The 17,368-nt window shown below is 73.0% G+C and carries 13 protein-coding genes; 12 read left to right on the top strand and 1 reads right to left on the bottom strand.

Going from position 1 to position 17,368, the window contains the following annotated elements; translation table 11 throughout:
- Positions 1 to 79 precede the first annotated feature (79 nt).
- Complete coding sequence (locus AB0F82_RS10230; protein WP_436842062.1) at positions 80 to 1,849, bottom strand: dolichyl-phosphate-mannose--protein mannosyltransferase; 1,770 nt, start codon at positions 1,847 to 1,849, stop codon at positions 80 to 82.
- 78 nt (positions 1,850 to 1,927) lie between these two features.
- Between AB0F82_RS10230 and rsmI the strand changes: the two genes are divergently transcribed.
- The 12 genes from rsmI (at position 1,928) to galE (ending at position 16,832) form a co-directional block, all read left to right on the top strand.
- Positions 1,928 to 2,845, top strand: coding sequence for a 16S rRNA (cytidine(1402)-2'-O)-methyltransferase (gene rsmI, locus AB0F82_RS10225; protein ID WP_362625479.1), 918 nt, complete (start codon positions 1,928 to 1,930; stop codon positions 2,843 to 2,845).
- Between the two features lie 159 nt (positions 2,846 to 3,004).
- Positions 3,005 to 3,499 carry a hypothetical protein gene (locus AB0F82_RS10220; protein ID WP_436842061.1) on the top strand — a complete coding sequence of 165 codons (495 nt, stop codon included), beginning with the start codon at positions 3,005 to 3,007 and terminating at the stop codon, positions 3,497 to 3,499.
- 10 nt (positions 3,500 to 3,509) lie between these two features.
- Complete coding sequence (locus AB0F82_RS10215) at positions 3,510 to 4,391, top strand: TatD family hydrolase (protein WP_362625477.1); 882 nt, start codon at positions 3,510 to 3,512, stop codon at positions 4,389 to 4,391.
- Positions 4,392 to 4,507: 116 nt separating this feature from the next.
- On the top strand, positions 4,508 to 6,196 hold the full coding sequence (locus AB0F82_RS10210; RefSeq protein ID WP_362625475.1) for a ubiquitin-like domain-containing protein: 1,689 nt from the start codon (positions 4,508 to 4,510) through the stop codon (positions 6,194 to 6,196).
- A gap of 95 nt (positions 6,197 to 6,291) precedes the next feature.
- Positions 6,292 to 7,203, top strand: coding sequence for a 16S rRNA (adenine(1518)-N(6)/adenine(1519)-N(6))-dimethyltransferase RsmA (gene rsmA / locus AB0F82_RS10205; protein WP_356815148.1), 912 nt, complete (start codon positions 6,292 to 6,294; stop codon positions 7,201 to 7,203).
- Entirely contained in the window at positions 7,200 to 8,111 is a 912-nt protein-coding gene (locus AB0F82_RS10200; protein WP_356815147.1) for a 4-(cytidine 5'-diphospho)-2-C-methyl-D-erythritol kinase, read from the top strand. The genes rsmA and AB0F82_RS10200 overlap by 4 nt, the downstream gene beginning before the upstream one ends.
- A gap of 122 nt (positions 8,112 to 8,233) precedes the next feature.
- Positions 8,234 to 9,571 carry an acyltransferase family protein gene (locus tag AB0F82_RS10195; RefSeq protein ID WP_362625472.1) on the top strand — a complete coding sequence of 446 codons (1,338 nt, stop codon included), beginning with the start codon at positions 8,234 to 8,236 and terminating at the stop codon, positions 9,569 to 9,571.
- 28 nt (positions 9,572 to 9,599) lie between these two features.
- The gene (locus AB0F82_RS10190) at positions 9,600 to 11,402 is read left to right on the top strand and encodes an ABC-F family ATP-binding cassette domain-containing protein (protein ID WP_356815145.1); all 1,803 of its coding nucleotides are present in this window, start codon (positions 9,600 to 9,602) and stop codon (positions 11,400 to 11,402) included.
- Between the two features lie 154 nt (positions 11,403 to 11,556).
- Positions 11,557 to 13,185 (top strand): outer membrane protein assembly factor BamB family protein, encoded by a 1,629-nt coding sequence (locus tag AB0F82_RS10185; RefSeq protein WP_362625470.1) that lies wholly within the window; start codon positions 11,557 to 11,559, stop codon positions 13,183 to 13,185.
- Positions 13,186 to 13,228: 43 nt separating this feature from the next.
- Complete coding sequence (locus AB0F82_RS10180) at positions 13,229 to 14,938, top strand: outer membrane protein assembly factor BamB family protein (protein WP_362625468.1); 1,710 nt, start codon at positions 13,229 to 13,231, stop codon at positions 14,936 to 14,938.
- A 128-nt stretch (positions 14,939 to 15,066) separates the two neighbouring features.
- A complete protein-coding gene (locus tag AB0F82_RS10175) occupies positions 15,067 to 15,759 on the top strand; it encodes a response regulator transcription factor (protein ID WP_362625655.1) in 693 nt (230 codons plus the stop codon).
- A gap of 113 nt (positions 15,760 to 15,872) precedes the next feature.
- Positions 15,873 to 16,832, top strand: a complete 960-nt coding sequence (galE, locus tag AB0F82_RS10170; protein ID WP_362625466.1) for a UDP-glucose 4-epimerase GalE — start codon at positions 15,873 to 15,875, stop codon at positions 16,830 to 16,832.
- Positions 16,833 to 17,368: the final 536 nt, after the last annotated feature.

The raw sequence follows: 17,368 nt of genomic DNA, 5'->3' as shown, positions 1-17,368 counted from the left end.
GCCCACGACGGCCGGCGACCACCACTGACAACCACGACGGGCCCGGCACCATCCGGTGCCGGGCCCGTCGTTTTCGCTGCTAGACCCAGGTGTCCAGCCACATGCGGCCGCGCCAGGAGTCCATGGGGAGGGTCTGGCCCGTGTAGATCGGCCAGAAGTAGATGAAGTTCCACACGATCAGCAGGACCAGTACGCCCGCGCCGATCGCGCCCAGGGCGCGGCGGCGCTCCGACGAGCCCGCCGGGCCCAGCAGTGCGCCGATCATCATCGCCACCGCCAGGCACAGGTACGGGACGAAGACCACCGCGTAGAAGTAGAAGATCGTCCGTTCCTGGTAGTTGAACCAGGGCAGCAGGCCCGCGCCCAGGGCGCAGGCGATCGCGCCCGCCCGCCAGTCGCGGCGGAAGAACCACCGCCACAGCACGTACAGCAGCGCGAAGCAGCCCGCCCACCACAGCAGCGGCGTACCCAGCGCCAGGACCTCGCGGGCGCACTTGCCCGCCGCCGTCGCCGGGCAGCCGTCGGTGCCGGGTTCGGGGGACTCGTAGAAGTACGAGACGGGCCGGCCCAGCACCAGCCAGCTCCACGGGTTGGACTCGTAGGTGTGCCCCGAGGTCAGGCCGACGTGGAAGTTGTAGACCTCGGTCTCGTAGTGCCACAGGCTGCGCAACCATTCCGGGAGGAACGACAGCGAGCTGTTCTGGTCGCTCTTGGCCGCCCAGTCGCGCAGGTAGCCGCCCTTGCCGTTGTCCGGGCTGAAGATCCAGCCCGACCACGACGCCACGTACGTCACGACCGCCACGGGCACCGTGGACACGAACGCGGGCAGCGCGTCACGGCGCAGCATCGCCGCGTAGGGGGCACCCGCGCCGGCGGTGCGGCGGGCGGCCGCGTCCCACAGCACGGTGAGGATGCCGAAGAAGGCCAGGACGACGAAGCCGTTCCACTTCGTGCCGGCGGCCAGCCCCAGGCAGACCCCGGCCAGGATCCGGTACGGGCGCCGGCCCAGCCGCAGCGTCTCGGCGATCCTCGTGTCGGGGCGGGTACGGCACTCTTCGTCCACCGGTAGCGCGTCCGCGAGCCGGGCGCGGGCCCGGTCCCGGTCGATGAGCAGCGCCCCGAACGCGGCGAGCACGAAGAACATCAGCACCAGGTCCAGCAGCGCCGTACGGCTCATCACCAGGTGCAGGCCGTCCACCGCCAGCAGCGCGCCCGCCAGGCAGCCCAGGAACGTCGAGCGGAACAGCCGCCGGCCGATCCGGCACAGCATCAGCACCGACAGGGTGCCGAGCACGGCGGTCATGAACCGCCAGCCGAACGGCGTGAGGCCGAACATCCATTCGCCGAGCCCGATCACCCACTTGCCGACGGGCGGGTGCACGACGTAGCCCGGGTCCGCCGGCAGGGCGACCCCGTCGGGGTTGGCGAGGATCGACTTGTCGATGTCCTTGGGCCAGTTCGCCTCGTAGCCCTGCTTGATCGTGGCCCAGGCGTCCTTGGCGTAGTACGTCTCGTCGAATATCACCGCCTTCGGGCTGCCCAGGTGCACGAACCGCAGCACGCCCGCGACCAGCGCCACCAGCAGCGGCCCGGCCCACGACACGATGCGCTGCCAGGTCCCCCACACCTCTGGCGAAAGCCCGAAGGTCATCCACAGCTGCCGGGACGGCTTCGTGTACGGGGGCACCAGGCGGGTGCGGACGTCCACGTGCGGGGACGCGCCGGCGCGCGGCGCGTAACCGAAGCGGCGCAGGTCGCGCAGCCAGGTGGACGGCTCTTCTGCGCCGCCGGCCATTGCGGAGGGCATGGCCCCCGCGGGGCTGGGCGGCGGCGTCGCGGTACTGGTCACCGGCACATCGTAGGGAAGAGATCTGTGTGCGCCCCAGTGGCGTGGGGTGACGAGCCGTGGGACTGAGAGGATGGGCGGGTGACAACTGACCAGCCCCACGGCACCGAGCCCACCTCCACAGCCGCCGCGGCCGAAGGCCGGACGGGCACGCTCGTCCTCGCCGGCACCCCCATCGGCGACCTCGCCGACGCCCCGCCGCGCCTGGCGGCGGAGCTGGAGCGGGCCGATGTCGTCGCCGCCGAGGACACCCGGCGGCTGCGCCGGCTGACCCAGGGGCTCGGCGTGCACACCACCGGGCGCGTCCTGTCGTACTTCGAGGGCAACGAGTCGGCCCGCACCCCGGAGCTGGTCGAGGCGCTGGCCGGCGGGGCGCGCGTCCTGCTGGTGACGGACGCCGGCATGCCGTCGGTCTCCGACCCCGGCTACCGGCTGGTCGCCGCCGCCGTGGAGAAGGACATCAAGGTCACCGCCGTCCCCGGGCCGTCCGCCGTGCTCACCGCGCTGGCGCTGTCCGGGCTGCCCGTGGACCGGTTCTGCTTCGAGGGCTTCCTGCCGCGCAAGGCGGGCGAGCGCCTCGGCCGGCTGCGCGAGGTCGAGGGCGAGCGGCGCACGCTCGTCTACTTCGAGGCCCCGCACCGGCTCGACGCCACCCTGGCGGCGATGGCCGAGGTCTTCGGCGCCGAGCGGCGGGCCGCGGTCTGCCGCGAACTGACGAAGACGTACGAGGAGGTCAAGCGCGGCGGGCTCGGCGACCTCGCCGCTTGGGCCGCCGAGGGCGTGCGCGGGGAAATCACCGTCGTGGTGGAGGGCGCCCCTGCGGCCGGCCCCGGCGACGTGGACGACGAGGAGCTGGTGCGCCGGGTACGGGTGCGAGAGGAGGCGGGGGAGCGCCGCAAGGAGGCCATCGCGGCCGTCGCGGCCGAGGCCGGCGTACCCAAGCGCGATGTCTTCGACGCTGTCGTGGCGGCAAAGAATGCGGCACAAAAGGCGCCATGAACCGGTAAAGAGCTAACCTGAAAAGCAAAGCTCAGACCGTGCGCCGGGCGCTTTGGGCATGAGTCGCCCAAAGGCCGTCCAACACTGGACAGGACCTGATGCGCTCCCGCCCGGAGAGGCGTCCACTGGCAGAGGCACCAGTGGACAAGAGGAGCTGGCATGAGTGAGATCGCAGACACCCCGGTACCGGTCCAGGCCCCGGCCCCCGCACGTTTTTCCGGCCCCGACGTGCAGACCGTGCACGAGGCCTACTCCTTCGCGTGCATGCGCTGCGGGTACGGCTGGGAGCAGGAGTACCGGATCGAGCACCACGTCGACGGCCGGGGCGAGCCGTTCATCATGTACACGGTCGACGGCGAACGCGTGTCCTCCCCGCTGTCCAACCCGACCTGCATGAACTGCGGCGGGCACGTCGTGCGGATCATGCGGGCGGGGCAGGTCTCCTCGGTGCTCGGAATGATCGACCATCTCTACCACCACCGCATCGCCCCCGGTATCGCGGGACCGGTGCCGGCCGGGGCGGACGTCCCCCGCACCCCCAAGCCGCGCGGCGCCGCCGCACACCACGACGCCCCCGGACCCGTCGCCGTCAGCGAGACGGACAGGCGCGGGGGCCTGCTCTCCCGGCTGATGGGGTTCTTCCGCCGGTCATAAGATCGGCCCCATGAGCCCTTCCACCGCCTCCAAGGACGCACTGCCGCCGCTGCCCGAACCCCTCCGGGTGGCGGTCGCGGATTCGCACACCCACCTGGACATGCAGTCGGGGACCGTCGAGGAGGGCCTCGCCAGGGCCGCCTCGGTCGGCGTGACCATCGTCGTCCAGGTCGGCTGCGACGTGAAGGGCTCCCGGTGGGCCGCCGAGACGGCCGCCGCGTACGACAACGTCCACGCGGCCGTCGCCCTCCATCCCAACGAAGCCCCCCGCATCGTGCACGGGGACCCCGACGGCTGGTCCCGCCAGGGCGCCCGGACCGGCGGGGGTGAATCCGCCCTCGACGAGGCACTCGCGGAGATCGAGGCGCTCGCCGCCCTCGGCCACGTCAAGGCGGTCGGCGAGACCGGCCTCGACCACTTCCGCACCGGACCGGAGGGCATGGCCGCGCAGGAGCGTTCCTTCCGCGCCCACATCGAGATCGCCAAGCGGCAGGGCAAGGCCCTCGTCATCCACGACCGCGACGCCCACGCCGACGTGCTGCGGGTACTGCGCGAGGAGGGCGCCCCCGAGCGGACCGTCTTCCACTGCTACTCCGGGGACGCCGACATGGCCCGCGAGTGCGCCGCCGCCGGCTACTACATGTCCTTCGCCGGAACGGTCACCTTCAAGAACGCCGCGCCGCTGCGCGAGGCACTGGCCGTGGCCCCGCTGGAGCTGGTCCTCGTCGAGACGGACGCGCCGTACCTGACCCCCGCGCCGTACCGCGGACGGCCCAACGCCCCGTACCTCATTCCGCTGACGGTACGGGCGATGGCCGCGGTCCGCGGGATCGACGAGGACGCGATGGCCACCGCCCTCGCGGCCAACACCGCCCGCGCCTTCGACTACTGACCGGCTCCACCTGGTCGACACGTAGGGTAGTCGTACGACTTTGTTCCGTGACAGCTCCTCCGCTAGGGTGCCGTGCCCCAACCAACGGGTGCCGGACCACCAGTGGAGCGAGCATCGTGAGCGATACGCAGGGCAGTCACCGCCGAGGCGCTCCCGTCACGGAGGCGTACGGGAGCGAAATCCCGGCGGCATGGCCCTCCTGGACGGCCGATCCCCGGCCCGGCGAACCCGGGGCCGGCGATCCCGCGGCCGGCGACCCCTGGTCCGGGGGTCCGTGGCACGGCGCTGCGGGGACCCGGGACCTCGTGCCGGCCGATGCCGGGCCCTCCTCCTGGGACACCGAACCCGCCGTCCCCGTACCCTTCCCGCGCGCCGAGGACCGGCGGGCCGGACGCCGCCGGCGCGCCGCGGAACCCGCCGCCCCGGCGGACGCCGCGGGCCGGGACGGCGAACGGCCCGGGCCTGCCTCCGCCCCGGGGACGGGCCGGCGCCGCGCCCCCGCACCGACCCCGACCATCGCCGACTGGGCCGCCCAGGGCCGCCGGGCCCGAGGCCGTACCGCCGTCGCGGAACCCCCGGCCGGCACCGGCCGCCGCCGCGGCCCGGCCGCCCCGGCCCCCGCCGCGGCGCCCGCCGGGGCGGGGCACGGCCGCCGCCGGGCGGCGGGACCGGTGCTCCTCGGCCCCGCCGCGCCGGGCGCGCCCGGCGCCCCCGGCCGGAACTGGCGGCGCATCGTGCCGCAGGCCCTGGTCGTCGCCTTCCTCGCCGGAGGCACGACCGCCTTCGTCGCCGCCGACAAATCGGTACGCCTCACCGTGGACGGAGTCCCCCGGGAGCTGCACACCTTCGCCGGCGACGTCGAGGAACTGCTCGCCGCGGAAGGCCTCGACGTCGGCCCCCACGACCTCGTCGCCCCCGCCCCCGGCGAACCCCTCGACGACGGCGAGGAGATCGTCGTCCGTTACGGCCGCCCCCTGAGACTCATCCTCGACGGACAGCAGCGCCAGGTGTGGACCACCGCCCGCACCGTCGACGGCGCCCTGCGCCAGTTCGGCATCCGCGCCGAGGGCGCCTACCTCTCCGCCCCGCGCACCGCCCCCGTACCGCATGCCGGCCTGACCCTCAGCGTCCGCACCGAGCGCAGCGTCACCTTCATGGCCGACGGCCGCGAACGCACCATCCGCACCAACGCGGCCACCGTCCAGGAGGCCCTCGACCAGGCCGGCATCACCCTCCAGGGCCAGGACACCACCTCCGTGCCGCCCACCGCCTTCCCGCGCGACGGCCAGACCGTGACCGTGCTCCGGATCACCGGCACCCGCGAGGTCCGCGAGGAGCGCATCCCCTTCGAGACCGAGAAGGTCAAGGACGACGATCTGTTCGCCGGGACCGAGGTCGTCGAGCGCGCCGGCCGGCCCGGGGCGCGCAGGGTCACCTACAGCCTGCGCACGGTCAACGGGGTCCGGCAGAGGCCCCGCGCCATCGCCGACGAGGTCGTGCGCGAGCCCGTCACCCAGCTCGTCCGGGTCGGCACCAGGTCGCTGCCCAGCTCCGTCTCCGGCGCGGACGGCCTCAACTGGGCGGCCCTCGCCCGGTGCGAGTCCGGCGGCCGGGCCTCCGCCACCGACGCCTCGGGCACGTACGGCGGCCTGTACCAGTTCGACGTCCGCACCTGGCAGGCCCTCGGCGGCAGCGGCCGCCCCCAGGACGCCCCGGCCGCGGAACAGACCTACCGGGCGAAGAAGCTCTACGTGCAGCGGGGGGCGAGCCCCTGGCCCCACTGCGGCCGCAGGCTCACGTCGTAGGCCGCGGGCCCACGTCGGAGCCCGCCGGCTGACGTCGTCGGCCGCATGCTCACGTCGTCGTCAGGACCACTCGGCCGATCTGAGACGCTTTACCGGTGAGCACCGCAGAGCAGCAGCCCGATAATCCCGCGCCCAGCACCCCCGACGCCCTCCTCGGCCCCGCCGACATCCGGGAGCTGGCCGCCGCCCTCGGCGTACGCCCGACGAAGCAGAAGGGGCAGAACTTCGTCATCGACGCCAATACGGTGCGCCGGATCGTGCGCACCGCGGAGGTCCGCCCGGACGACGTGGTCGTCGAGGTCGGCCCCGGCCTGGGCTCGCTGACGCTCGCGCTGCTGGAGGCCGCTGACCGGGTCGTCGCCGTCGAGATCGACGACATCCTCGCGGCCGCCCTGCCCGCCACGATCGAGGCCCGCATGCCGGCGAAGAAGGACCGCTTCGCGCTGGTCCACTCCGACGCGATGCTGGTCACCGAGCTGCCCGGCCCGCCGCCGACCGCGCTCGTCGCGAACCTGCCGTACAACGTGGCCGTGCCCGTCCTGCTGACCATGCTCGACCGCTTCCCGAGCATCGAGCGGACCCTCGTCATGGTCCAGGCGGAGGTCGCCGACCGGCTGGCCGCCGAGCCCGGCAACAAGGTCTACGGGGTGCCCTCCGTCAAGGCCAACTGGTACGCACACGTCAAGCGCGCCGGAGCCATCGGCCGCAAGGTCTTCTGGCCCGCCCCGAACGTCGACTCCGGGCTCGTCTCCCTCGTGCGCCGCACCGAGCCGATCAGGACCAGCGCCTCGAAGGAAGAGGTCTTCGCGGTCGTCGACGCGGCGTTCGCGCAGCGCCGCAAGACCCTGCGCGCCGCCCTGGCCGGCTGGGCCGGCTCGGCGGCCGGCGCGGAGACCGCGCTGGTCGCCGCGGGCGTCTCCCCGCAGGCGCGCGGGGAGTCCCTGACGGTGGAGCAGTTCGCCGCGATCGCCGAGCACAAGCCCGCACCGGAGAGGCCCGCCCTGTGAGCACGCGCACGACGCCCGTCACCGTACGGGTCCCCGCGAAGGTCAACGTCCAGCTGGCGGTGGGCGCGGCACGGCCCGACGGCTTCCACGACCTGGCCAACGTCTTCCTCGCCGTCTCCCTGTTCGACGAGGTGACGGCGACCGCGGCCGACGCCCTGACGGTGACGTGCGAGGGCCCGGACGCCGACAAGGTCCCGCTGGACCGCACCAACCTGGCGGCGCGGGCCGCCGAGATCCTCGCCGCCCGCAACGGCCTCTCCCCGCTCGTCCACCTGCACATCGCCAAGAACATCCCGGTCGCGGGCGGCATGGCGGGCGGCAGCGCCGACGGCGCGGCGGCCCTCCTGGCCTGCGACACCCTGTGGGGCCTGAACACCCCCCGCGAGGAACTCCTCGACATCTGCGCCGAGCTGGGCAGCGACGTCCCCTTCAGCCTCGTCGGCGGCGCCGCGCTCGGCACCGGCCGCGGCGAGGTCCTCACCCCGGTGACCGCCGGCTCCTTCCACTGGGTGTTCGCGGTGGCCGACGGCGGCCTGTCCACACCGGCGGTGTTCCGCGAGTTCGACCGCCTCGCCGAGGGCACGCAGATCCCGGAGCCCGCGGCCTCCCCGGCCCTCCTCGCCGCCCTCGCCTCCGGCGACCCGGACGCACTGGCCGCCACCCTGGCCAACGACCTCCAGCCGGCCGCCCTCTCCCTGCGGCCCTCGCTGCGGGCGACCCTGGACGCGGGACTCGGAGCCGGCGCCCTGGCCGCGCTGGTCTCAGGCTCGGGCCCCACGACGGCCTTCCTGGTCGCCGACGAGCAGGCCGCCGCCAAGGCCGCGTCCGCCCTCGAAGCCTCCGGCACCTGCCGCGCCACCCGTATCGCCTCCAGCCCGTCCCCGGGCGCCACGGTCCTGCCGCGGTGAATCCCCGCCCAGGCCGCCTGCCCCGGTCGGCCGGGTGGTCCGGCCCGGCTGACACGTACTCAGGCCGGAGCTGAGTACCCACGCCCTGTCGGGCGGCGGGCGGCGGCGGGCACCGTGGCTCCATGACGACACGACCTAGCGCACGCGCCATGGCCGCCGCCACCCCCGCCGACCGCGACCGGTACGTCGACCTGTTGCGCGTCGCCTCGCTCGGCACCGTCATCGCCGGACACTGGCTGATGGCCGCGGTCAGCACGGACGGCATAGGGAACCTGCTCGCCCTCGTGCCCGCCCTGCAGGTGCTCACCTGGGCGCTGCAGATCATGCCCGTCTTCTTCTTCGTCGGCGGCTTCTCGCACGCCCTCTCCCACCGCTCCCTGGCCCGCCGCGGCGAAGGCTCCGTCTACGCCGCCTTCCTGCGGGCCCGGCTGCGCCGACTGCTGCGCCCCACCCTCGCCTTCGTCCTGGTGTGGGCCGCCGTCGCGCTCGCCGTGCAGCTCGCCGGCCACGGCGGCGGAACGCTGACCGGCGCCGCCCTGCGGCTGGTCACCCAGCCGCTGTGGTTCATCGGGATCTACCTGGCCATGGTCGCCTTCACCCCGCCGCTGCTGAAGCTGCACGAACGCCACGGCTGGGCGGCCTTCGCCGCGCTGGCCGGCGCCGCCGCGCTGGTCGACGTACTGCGCTTCGCGCTCGGCGTGCCGTACGTGGAGTTCCTCAACTTCGCCCTCGTCTGGCTCGCCGTCCACCAGCTCGGCTTCCTGCGCGCCGACGGCCGGATCCGCCGGCCCGCCGTCCTCGCCGCCGCCGGCCTCGCCGGAGCCGCTCTGCTGGTTGCCTTCGGACCGTACCCGCTGTCCATGGTCGGGATGCCCGGCGAGAAGGTGTCCAACATGGCGCCGCCCACCCTGGCCCTGCTCTGCCACGGCCTGTGGCTCGTCGGCGCCGTACAGCTCGCCGCCCGGCCCGCCGGCGCCTGGCTGGAGCGCCCCCGCGTGTGGCGTACGGTCGTCGCCGCCAACGGGGTCGCCATGACCGCCTTCCTCTGGCACCTCACCGCGATGCTCGCCGTGTACGGGGCCCAGCTCGCCCTCGGCATGGACCTGCCCGCTCCCGCCACCGCCGCCTGGTGGGCGCAGGTCCCCGTACGGATCCTGGCCGCGGCCGCGCTGACCGGCGTGTTCGTCGCCCTCCTGCGCCGCTTCGAGGCCCCCGCTCCCGGCCGGCCGGCCGGTCCGGCGGGCGCCGCCGCCGGCCCCGTCGCCGCCCTCGGGATCACCCTGTGCCTGCTCGGCGTGCTGGGCCTGTCCATGACCGGCCTCGGCGGCCTCCTCGACGGCCACAGCGCCACCCTCATCGCCGTCCCGGTCACCGCACCCGCCGCGATCGCCATGGCGCTCGGAGGCGCTTTGCTGGTGGAACGGTCAGCCCGGGCCCGGAGGGTTAGGCTGAGGGGCTGATCCACACCCTTTCCCTGGAGCGCGTCTGATGGCCGTCAATCTGGTCAATGTCGAGGCAGTCAGCAAGGTGTACGGCACACGTACCCTGCTGGACGGTATCTCCCTCGGCGTGTCCGAGGGAGACCGGATCGGCGTCGTCGGCCGCAACGGCGACGGCAAGACCACCCTCATCCGCATGCTCGCCAAGCTGGAGGAGCCCGACAGCGGCCGGGTCACCCAGTCCGGCGGCCTGCGCATGGGCGTCCTCACCCAGCACGACTCGCTCGACCCCGCCGCGACCGTCCGCCACGAGATCATCGGCGACATGGCCGACCACGAGTGGGCCGGCGACGCCAAGATCCGCGACGTCCTCACCGGGCTCTTCGGCGGCCTCGACCTGCCGGGTTTCAACCAGGGCCTCGACACCGTCATCGGCCCGCTCTCCGGCGGCGAGCGCCGGCGCATCGCCCTCGCCAAGCTGCTCATCGCCGACCAGGACCTCCTGATCCTCGACGAGCCCACCAACCACCTCGACGTCGAGGGCATCTCCTGGCTGGCCGGCCACCTCCAGACGCGCCGCTCCGCCCTCGTCTGCGTCACCCACGACCGCTGGTTCCTCGACCAGGTCTGCACCAGCATGTGGGACGTCCAGCGCGGCGAGGTCTTCGAGTACGAGGGCGGCTACAGCGACTACGTCTTCGCCCGCGCCGAACGCGAACGCATCGCCGCCACCGAAGAGGTCAAGCGGCAGAACCTGATGCGCAAGGAGCTCGCCTGGCTGCGCCGCGGCGCCCCCGCGCGCACCTCCAAGCCGCGCTACCGCATCGAGGCCGCCAACGAGCTCATCGCCGACGTCCCGCCGCCGCGCGACAAGTCGGAGCTGATGCGCTTCGCCAACGCCCGCCTCGGCAAGACCGTCTTCGACCTCGAGGACGTCACCGTCCAGGCCGGCCCCAAGACCCTCCTCAAGCACCTCACCTGGCACCTGGGTCCCGGCGACCGCGTCGGCCTCGTCGGCGTCAACGGCGCCGGCAAGACCTCCCTGCTGCGCGCCCTCGCCGAGGCCGCCCGCACCCAGGGCGAGGCCCAGCCCGCCGCGGGCCAGGTCATCGTCGGCAAGACCGTCAAGCTGGCCTACCTCTCCCAGGAGGTCGGCGAACTCGACCCGTCCCTGCGGGTCCTGGAGGCCGTCCAGCGCGTCCGCGACCGCGTCGACCTCGGCAAGGGCCGCGAGATGACGGCGGGCCAGCTGTGCGAGCAGTTCGGCTTCACCAAGGAGAAGCAGTGGACGCCGGTCGGCGACCTCTCCGGCGGCGAGCGCCGCCGGCTGCAGATCCTGCGCCTGCTGATGGACGAGCCCAATGTCCTCTTCCTCGACGAGCCCACCAACGACCTCGACATCGAGACCCTGACCCAGCTGGAGGACCTCCTCGACGGCTGGCCCGGCTCGATGATCGTGATCTCCCACGACCGGTTCTTCATCGAGCGCACCACCGACACCGTGATGGCGCTGCTCGGCGACGCGAGCCTGCGGATGCTGCCGCGCGGCCTGGACGAGTACCTGGAGCGCCGGCGGCGCATGATCGAGGCGGCCGCCCCGGTGCCCGCACCGGCCGCCGCCGCGGCGAAGTCCAGTGCATCGGGGGACTCGCGCGCCGCGAAGAAGGAGCTCCAGAAGATCGAGCGGCAGCTGAACAAGCTGGCCGACCGCGAGGGGAACCTGCACGCCCAGATCGCCGAGCACTCCACCGACTACGACAAGGTCGCCAAGCTCGACGCGGAGCTGCGCGAACTGCTCTCCGACCGCGACGACTTGGAGATGCGCTGGCTGGAGCTGGCCGAGGAGGCATAGCTTCCGCCGGTCCTCGGGGCCAACTGGCCGGATAACGGCGGCATCACGGGCCGGTCCTCCCTTGGGAACAGGGGGCGGACCGGTCCGTTGTATGTACGGCGTCAGTGATAGAAAGGTCATTCTCCCCGCCCCCCCCGAAGCCGAAAGTGCGCTGATGACCGAGCCGCCCCAGCCGCCGAACCAGCCGCCGACACCTTCCGGTTACGGACACCTGCCGGGCCCGCCCCAACAGGGCTACGGATACCCGCAGCAGGGAGAGAACCCCTACGCGCAGCAGCCCGCCCCCGGGCAGCCGCCGTACCCGCAGCAGCCGGCCACCGTCCCGGCGTACCCGGCCCACGGCCTGCAGCCGCCCGCGCCCGGCACGGCCGGCATGCCGCCGAAGAAGAAGCTCACGCTGCTCGTCGCCGCCTCGGTCGCCTCCCTCCTCGTGCTCGGCGGCGTCGGCTACGTCGCCTTGGGCGGGGACGGCGAGGACCCCGAGCAGCCCGTCGCCCAGGAGTCAGGCGACGCCAAGCCCTCCGGCTCCCCGTCCGTGGACGTGGGCGACGGCAGCGGCCCCGGCGGCAACCAGCAGACCGACCTCAACGCCGGCCGCAAGCAGGGCGAGGACAAGGTCCTCTGGCTCAAGACCACCAAGATCGACGGCCCCGGCGCCGGGGTGGCCACCAAGGGCCAGTGGGTCGTCGGTGACACCGTGGCCAAGACCGTCGGCAAGGCGATCAAGGGCTACGCGGTGGCCGACGGCAAAGAGAAGTGGTCGATCGACTTCCCCGCAGAGATCTGCGGCATGTCCAACCGGACCACCGACGACGGCAAGACCGTCGTCATGTTCCGTGACGGCACGACGGAGACCGCCACCTGCAACCAGATCCAGATGATCGATCTCAAGGCCGGCAAGGGGGGCTGGAAGAAGGAGGTCACCAAGGAGAACGACTTCGACCTCTTCGTCGACCCCAGCCTGGCCATGACCGGGGACACCGTCACCGTCAACCGGCTCACCCGCGCCACCGCCTTCAGGATCAGCACCGGCGACAAGCTCTTCGCCACCCCCAACGAGGGCTGCAAGGCGGGCGCCTACGCCGGCGGCAGCGGCAAGATGATCGGTGTCGCCACCTGCGGCGACGCCGACATGACCGTCGAGGTCCAGGACGCCGACCCGGTCACCGGCAAGAAGACCTGGGCCTACCGGCTCCCCAAGGGCTGGAAAGTCGCCCGGGTCTACTCCCTCGACCCGATCGTCCTCCACCTCACGAACGCGACCTCCAAGGAGAGCTCCATCGTGGTCCTCGGACCCGACGGCAAGCAGCGCACCACGCTCTCCGGCGAGGGCAACTTCTCGACCGACTGCAGCATGAGTCACGACGACACCCTGCAGGGCTGCGCCACCGCCGTGGTCGACGCGGGCACCCTTTACCTGCCCACCACCGTGGACCTCGGCAAGGCCAACGAGATCGTCGCCTTCGACCTGAACACCGGCAAGGTCAAGTGGCGCGTCCCGGCAGGGGAGGGGCGCACCCTCATTCCGGTCAAGGCCGAGAACGGAAAGCTGATCGCCTACCGCCAGGCCGAGCCCAACCTGGGCGGCGAGGTCCTCTCGATCCCGGCCGACGGCAGCACCCCCACCGCGCTCCTGCGCCACCCGTCGGGCCTCTCCGCACCGATCGAGAGCTCCTTCTACTCCCCGAAGGTCGACTACGTCGACGGGCGCTTCTTCATCTCCACGTCCCGCCTGCTCGCCCAGGAGAAGGACGAGAAGCTCCTGATGGTCTTCGGCAAGTGAAACCGCGTCCAACGAGCCGCCCAGCGAGAGGCAACAGCAACCGATGAGTACCCCGCCGCCCCCCAGCCAGCCGCCGTCCGGCGGCTTCGGAGCGCCGCAGGATCCCCCGCCGGGCGGGTTCGGAGCGCCCACGCCGCCCGCGGGACCGCCCTCGCCGCCGCCCGGGCCGCCCGCGGCCGCCCCGCAGCCGCCGGCCCAGCAGCCCGCGTACGGCTACCCGCAGGCCGACCCCGGCTACGGCTACCCGCAGCAGCCCCCCGCGCCCTCCCCGTACGGCGTGCCCGCGCCCCCCGCCCAGCCCCCGGCCGGCGGTGGCGGCGGCGGGGACAAGCGCACCCAGCTGATGATCGTCGGCGCGGCCCTCCTGGCCATCGTCCTGATCGTCGGCGGCGGCCTCTGGTACGCCTCCGGCGACGGCGGCGGGACCACCGCGCAGAGCGACCCCAGCGCCTCCCCGGGCGGCGACAAGAACCAGGCCTCCACGCCCGGCACCGAGAAGGTCCCTGGCAACCCCAAGTCGAAGACGCTGTACAACCAGCCGGCCCCCACGGTCGCCGACCTGGTCTCCGTCAACGGCTCCTGGCTGACCGACACCACCTACGTCAAGTCCGACGTGTCCAAGGTCGTCGGCTACAACCTCGTCGACGGCGCCAAGAAGTGGGAGGTCCCCCTCACGGGCGAGATCTGCGGCGCCACCCACCACGTCAGCGAGAACAAGACCGCCGTCATCTTCCGGCCCACCCAGCCCACGGCCGAGAACAAGTACCCGCCGTGCACCGAGGTCGGCGTCATCGACCTGGAGGCCGGCAAGCTCGCCTGGTCCGGCAACGTCAAGAGCGCCAACGGCGGCGACAAGCCCGTCCAGTTCTCCGAGGTCACCATCAGCGGCAAGACCGTCGCCGCGGCCGGCGTCTCCAACGGCGGCGCCGCCTGGAACCTCGCCGACGGCAAGAACCTCTGGCAGCCCAAGGTCGACGGCGAAAGCTGCCGCGACACCGGCTACGCCGGCGGCGAGGCCCTCGCCGTCATCCGCAAGTGCGGCCAGCACCCCAACTACACGCTGAACGCGCAGATCCTCGACCCCGCCACCGGCGCGCCCACCGCCTCGTACAAGCTCTCCCAGGGCATCGAGTACGCGCACATCGTCTCCACCAAGCCGTTCGTCGTCGCCGCCGACGTCGGCGACAACGCCAAGGGCGGCAAGGGCGTCAGCGACCTGTTCGTCGTCGACCCCAAGGGCGAGCTGAAGGCCCGCATCCCGCTCGCCGCGGGCACCTTCGCCGCCAAGTGCGCCTCCACCGACGTGGAGAAGTGCTCGCACATGGTCGTCGGCAACGGCAAGATCTACGTGCCCTCCGCGGAGCACCAGGGCCAGTCCCCCACCGGCCGCACCAACGAGCTGCTCTCCTTCGACCTGGAGACCGGCAAGCAGACCACCGACCGCGCCGACGCGGGCGAGCGGTACACCATGTACCCGCTGCGCATGGACGGGTCGAACATCATCGCCTACAAGGTCCCCCCGTACGACAAGGGCGGCCAGATCGTCAGCATCGACGGCAAGACGATGAAGGAGACCCTCCTCATGGAGAATCCGGCCGACAAGGACGTCCGGCGCGCCGAGACCTCCTTCTCGCCCGAGTTCTCCTCCGAGCTGCGCTACCACAACGGCAAGCTCTTCATGTCCAAGCAGAACGTCAGCAAGCCGTACTCGACCGATCCGGAATACCTGTTCGTCTCGTTCACCGCGAGCTGATGCGCACAGCACCGCCTGGAGCCCCCGAACGGTCCGTACCGATCGGGGGCTTCTGCGCGGTATCCCCCTCGCGCCGTCGAACAAGCGTGTAGCTTGCCGGGTCAGAAGGGTGGGGGGTGGGTTCCTCAATGGGCGTACGCGTCGTGGTGGTCGACGACCACCGACTGCTGGCCGAGGCACTGGCCTCTGCCCTGAAACTGCGCGGCCACCGGGTCCTGGCGGCCGCGGCCCCGGCGGCCGGCGCCGCCGAGCTGGTCATCAGCCGCGCCCCGGAGGTCTGCCTCCTCGGCACGGCCAACCCCGCCGAGCCCGGCGCCTTCGAGCCCGTCGTCCGCATCAAGCGGGAGCGCCCGCAGATCGCCGTGGTCGTCCTCGGCCCGGTGCCCAGCCCGCGCGGGATCGCCGCAGCCTTCGCCGCCGGCGCCTCCGGGTACGTACGCCAGGACGAGCGCATCGAGGGCGTCGAGCGGGCGCTGGCCAAGGCGAGGTCGGGAGAGGCGGCGATCGCCCCGCAACTGCTCCAGGGAGCCTTCGCGGAGCTCCTGAACCCCGCCGTCCAGCCCGACGACGAGGGCAGCCGGCTGCTGCGGCTGCTGACCCCGCGCGAGGTGGAGGTGCTGGTGCGGGTCGCCGAGGGCGAGGACACCCGGCTGATCGCCGCGGGCATGGCGATCGCGCCGAGCACCGCCCGTACGCACGTACAGCGGGTCCTGATGAAGCTGGGCGTCGGATCGCGGCTGGAGGCGGCCGCGCTGGCCGCCCGTACCGGCCTGCTGGACCGGGCCCTGCCCGGGCCGTCGTCCACCGCGCCGCAGGGCTGACCGGGAGGCCTCCGACGGCCGCCGATTTCCCCCGCGGGTGCCGCATCGGGTAAGCCAGTGCCCAAGCACGCGCACGCACACGTGCGTGGTCCCCCGCGAGAGGCAGTAGGCGAGTGAGCAAGTACCTGGTAACCGGTGGCGCCGGATACGTCGGCAGCGTGGTCGCGGCCCACCTCCTGGAGGCCGGCCACGAGGTCACCGTCCTCGACGACCTCAGCACCGGCTTCCGCGTCGGGGTCCCGGCGGGCGCGACGTTCGTCGAGGGCCGGATCCAGGACGCCGCGCGGTACCTGGACCCCTCCTTCGACGCGGTGCTGCACTTCGCCGCCTCCTCGCAGGTCGGCGAGTCCGTGGTGAACCCGGGCAAGTACTGGGAGAACAACGTCGGCGGCACGCTCGCCCTGCTCGCCGCGATGCGCGGGGCGGGCGTGCGCAGGCTCGTCTTCTCCTCCACCGCCGCCACCTACGGCGAGCCCACCGAGGGCCTGCTCACCGAGGCCTCGGTGACCGCGCCGACCAACCCCTACGGCGCCTCGAAGCTCGCCGTCGACCACATGATCGCGGGCGAGTGCGTGGCGCACGGCCTGGCCGCGGTGTCCCTGCGCTACTTCAACGTGGCCGGCGCCTACGGCGAGTTCGGCGAGCGGCACAGCCCCGAGACGCACCTGATCCCCCTGGTCCTCCAGGTCGCGCTCGGCGAGCGGGAGTCGATCTCGGTGTTCGGCGAGGACTACCCGACCCCGGACGGCACCTGCGTACGCGACTACATCCACGTGGCCGACCTGGCGGAGGCCCACCTGGCCGCCCTCCGGTCCGCCACCGCCGGGGAGCACCTGATCTGCAACCTGGGCAACGGCAGCGGGTTCTCGGTCCGCGAGGTGATCGAGACCGTCCGCAAGGTCACCGGGCGGGAGATCCCCGAGGTCGTCGCCCCGCGGCGGGCCGGCGACCCGGCGATGCTGGTCGCCTCTGCCCGCACGGCCCACGAGCGCCTCGGCTGGACCCCGAGCCGATCGGACCTCACCGGCATCATCCAGGACGCCTGGAACTTCGCCCGCACCCACACCGCCTGATCGGGGCTCCTCCCCCTCCGGGACACCCCCTGGCAGGCTCGGGGGGCCGTACATGCTCGGAAGCCGCTCAACACCGCGGTCTCTCCGCGTGTTCGGCCCCACTCCCCGTCGCGCCCCTTCGGCCCACTCGCCGGCGCAGCGGTTCCGTCGACCCTGGGCGCCCGGGAGGGGTGTGCGCCCGGCGGGGGCGTGTGTGCTGGAGGCACGCGCCGCGGCCGGGCACCGCGCGCGGGCGCCCGGCGTGCACACGCCGGGTGAAATGCCCCCCGTGCAACTGCCCATGGCACACGCCCGCCCGGAAGTCGTCCCACAGCCCCCGATTCAGGCGATTTCCAGCCACAGCCGAGCCCGTTCGGGACGCACAATCCTGAAAACCGCGGGGAAAACTTCTGCTATTCGGCCAACCGCGGGCCGCCCCCGGCCCTACGCTGATGCGTGACACCGGTGGGGGCCGGTGTTGATTCAGGGGTCGAGACAAGTCGGGTACGGCGTCCGGTCCGGGGTAGTGCAGATATGTCTCGGCGGCGGCCGGGTCT

The sequence above is a fragment of the Streptomyces virginiae genome, assembly GCF_040638905.1.
Lineage (GTDB): Bacteria > Actinomycetota > Actinomycetes > Streptomycetales > Streptomycetaceae > Streptomyces > Streptomyces virginiae_B.
The sequence above is the reverse complement of the archived record's forward strand: the minus strand, read 5'-3'. Positions and strand labels throughout refer to the sequence as shown.

Excerpts from the sequence above, each read along its gene's own strand:
- AB0F82_RS10220 (WP_436842061.1), top strand. The coding sequence starts at position 3,005 with ATGAGTGAGATCGCAGACACCCCGGTACCGGTCCAGGCCCCGGCCCCC.
- AB0F82_RS10215 (WP_362625477.1), top strand. The coding sequence starts at position 3,510 with ATGAGCCCTTCCACCGCCTCCAAGGACGCACTGCCGCCGCTGCCCGAA.
- AB0F82_RS10195 (WP_362625472.1), top strand. The coding sequence starts at position 8,234 with ATGACGACACGACCTAGCGCACGCGCCATGGCCGCCGCCACCCCCGCC.
- AB0F82_RS10190 (WP_356815145.1), top strand. The coding sequence starts at position 9,600 with ATGGCCGTCAATCTGGTCAATGTCGAGGCAGTCAGCAAGGTGTACGGC.
- AB0F82_RS10185 (WP_362625470.1), top strand. The coding sequence starts at position 11,557 with ATGACCGAGCCGCCCCAGCCGCCGAACCAGCCGCCGACACCTTCCGGT.
- AB0F82_RS10180 (WP_362625468.1), top strand. The coding sequence starts at position 13,229 with ATGAGTACCCCGCCGCCCCCCAGCCAGCCGCCGTCCGGCGGCTTCGGA.
- AB0F82_RS10175 (WP_362625655.1), top strand. The coding sequence starts at position 15,067 with ATGGGCGTACGCGTCGTGGTGGTCGACGACCACCGACTGCTGGCCGAG.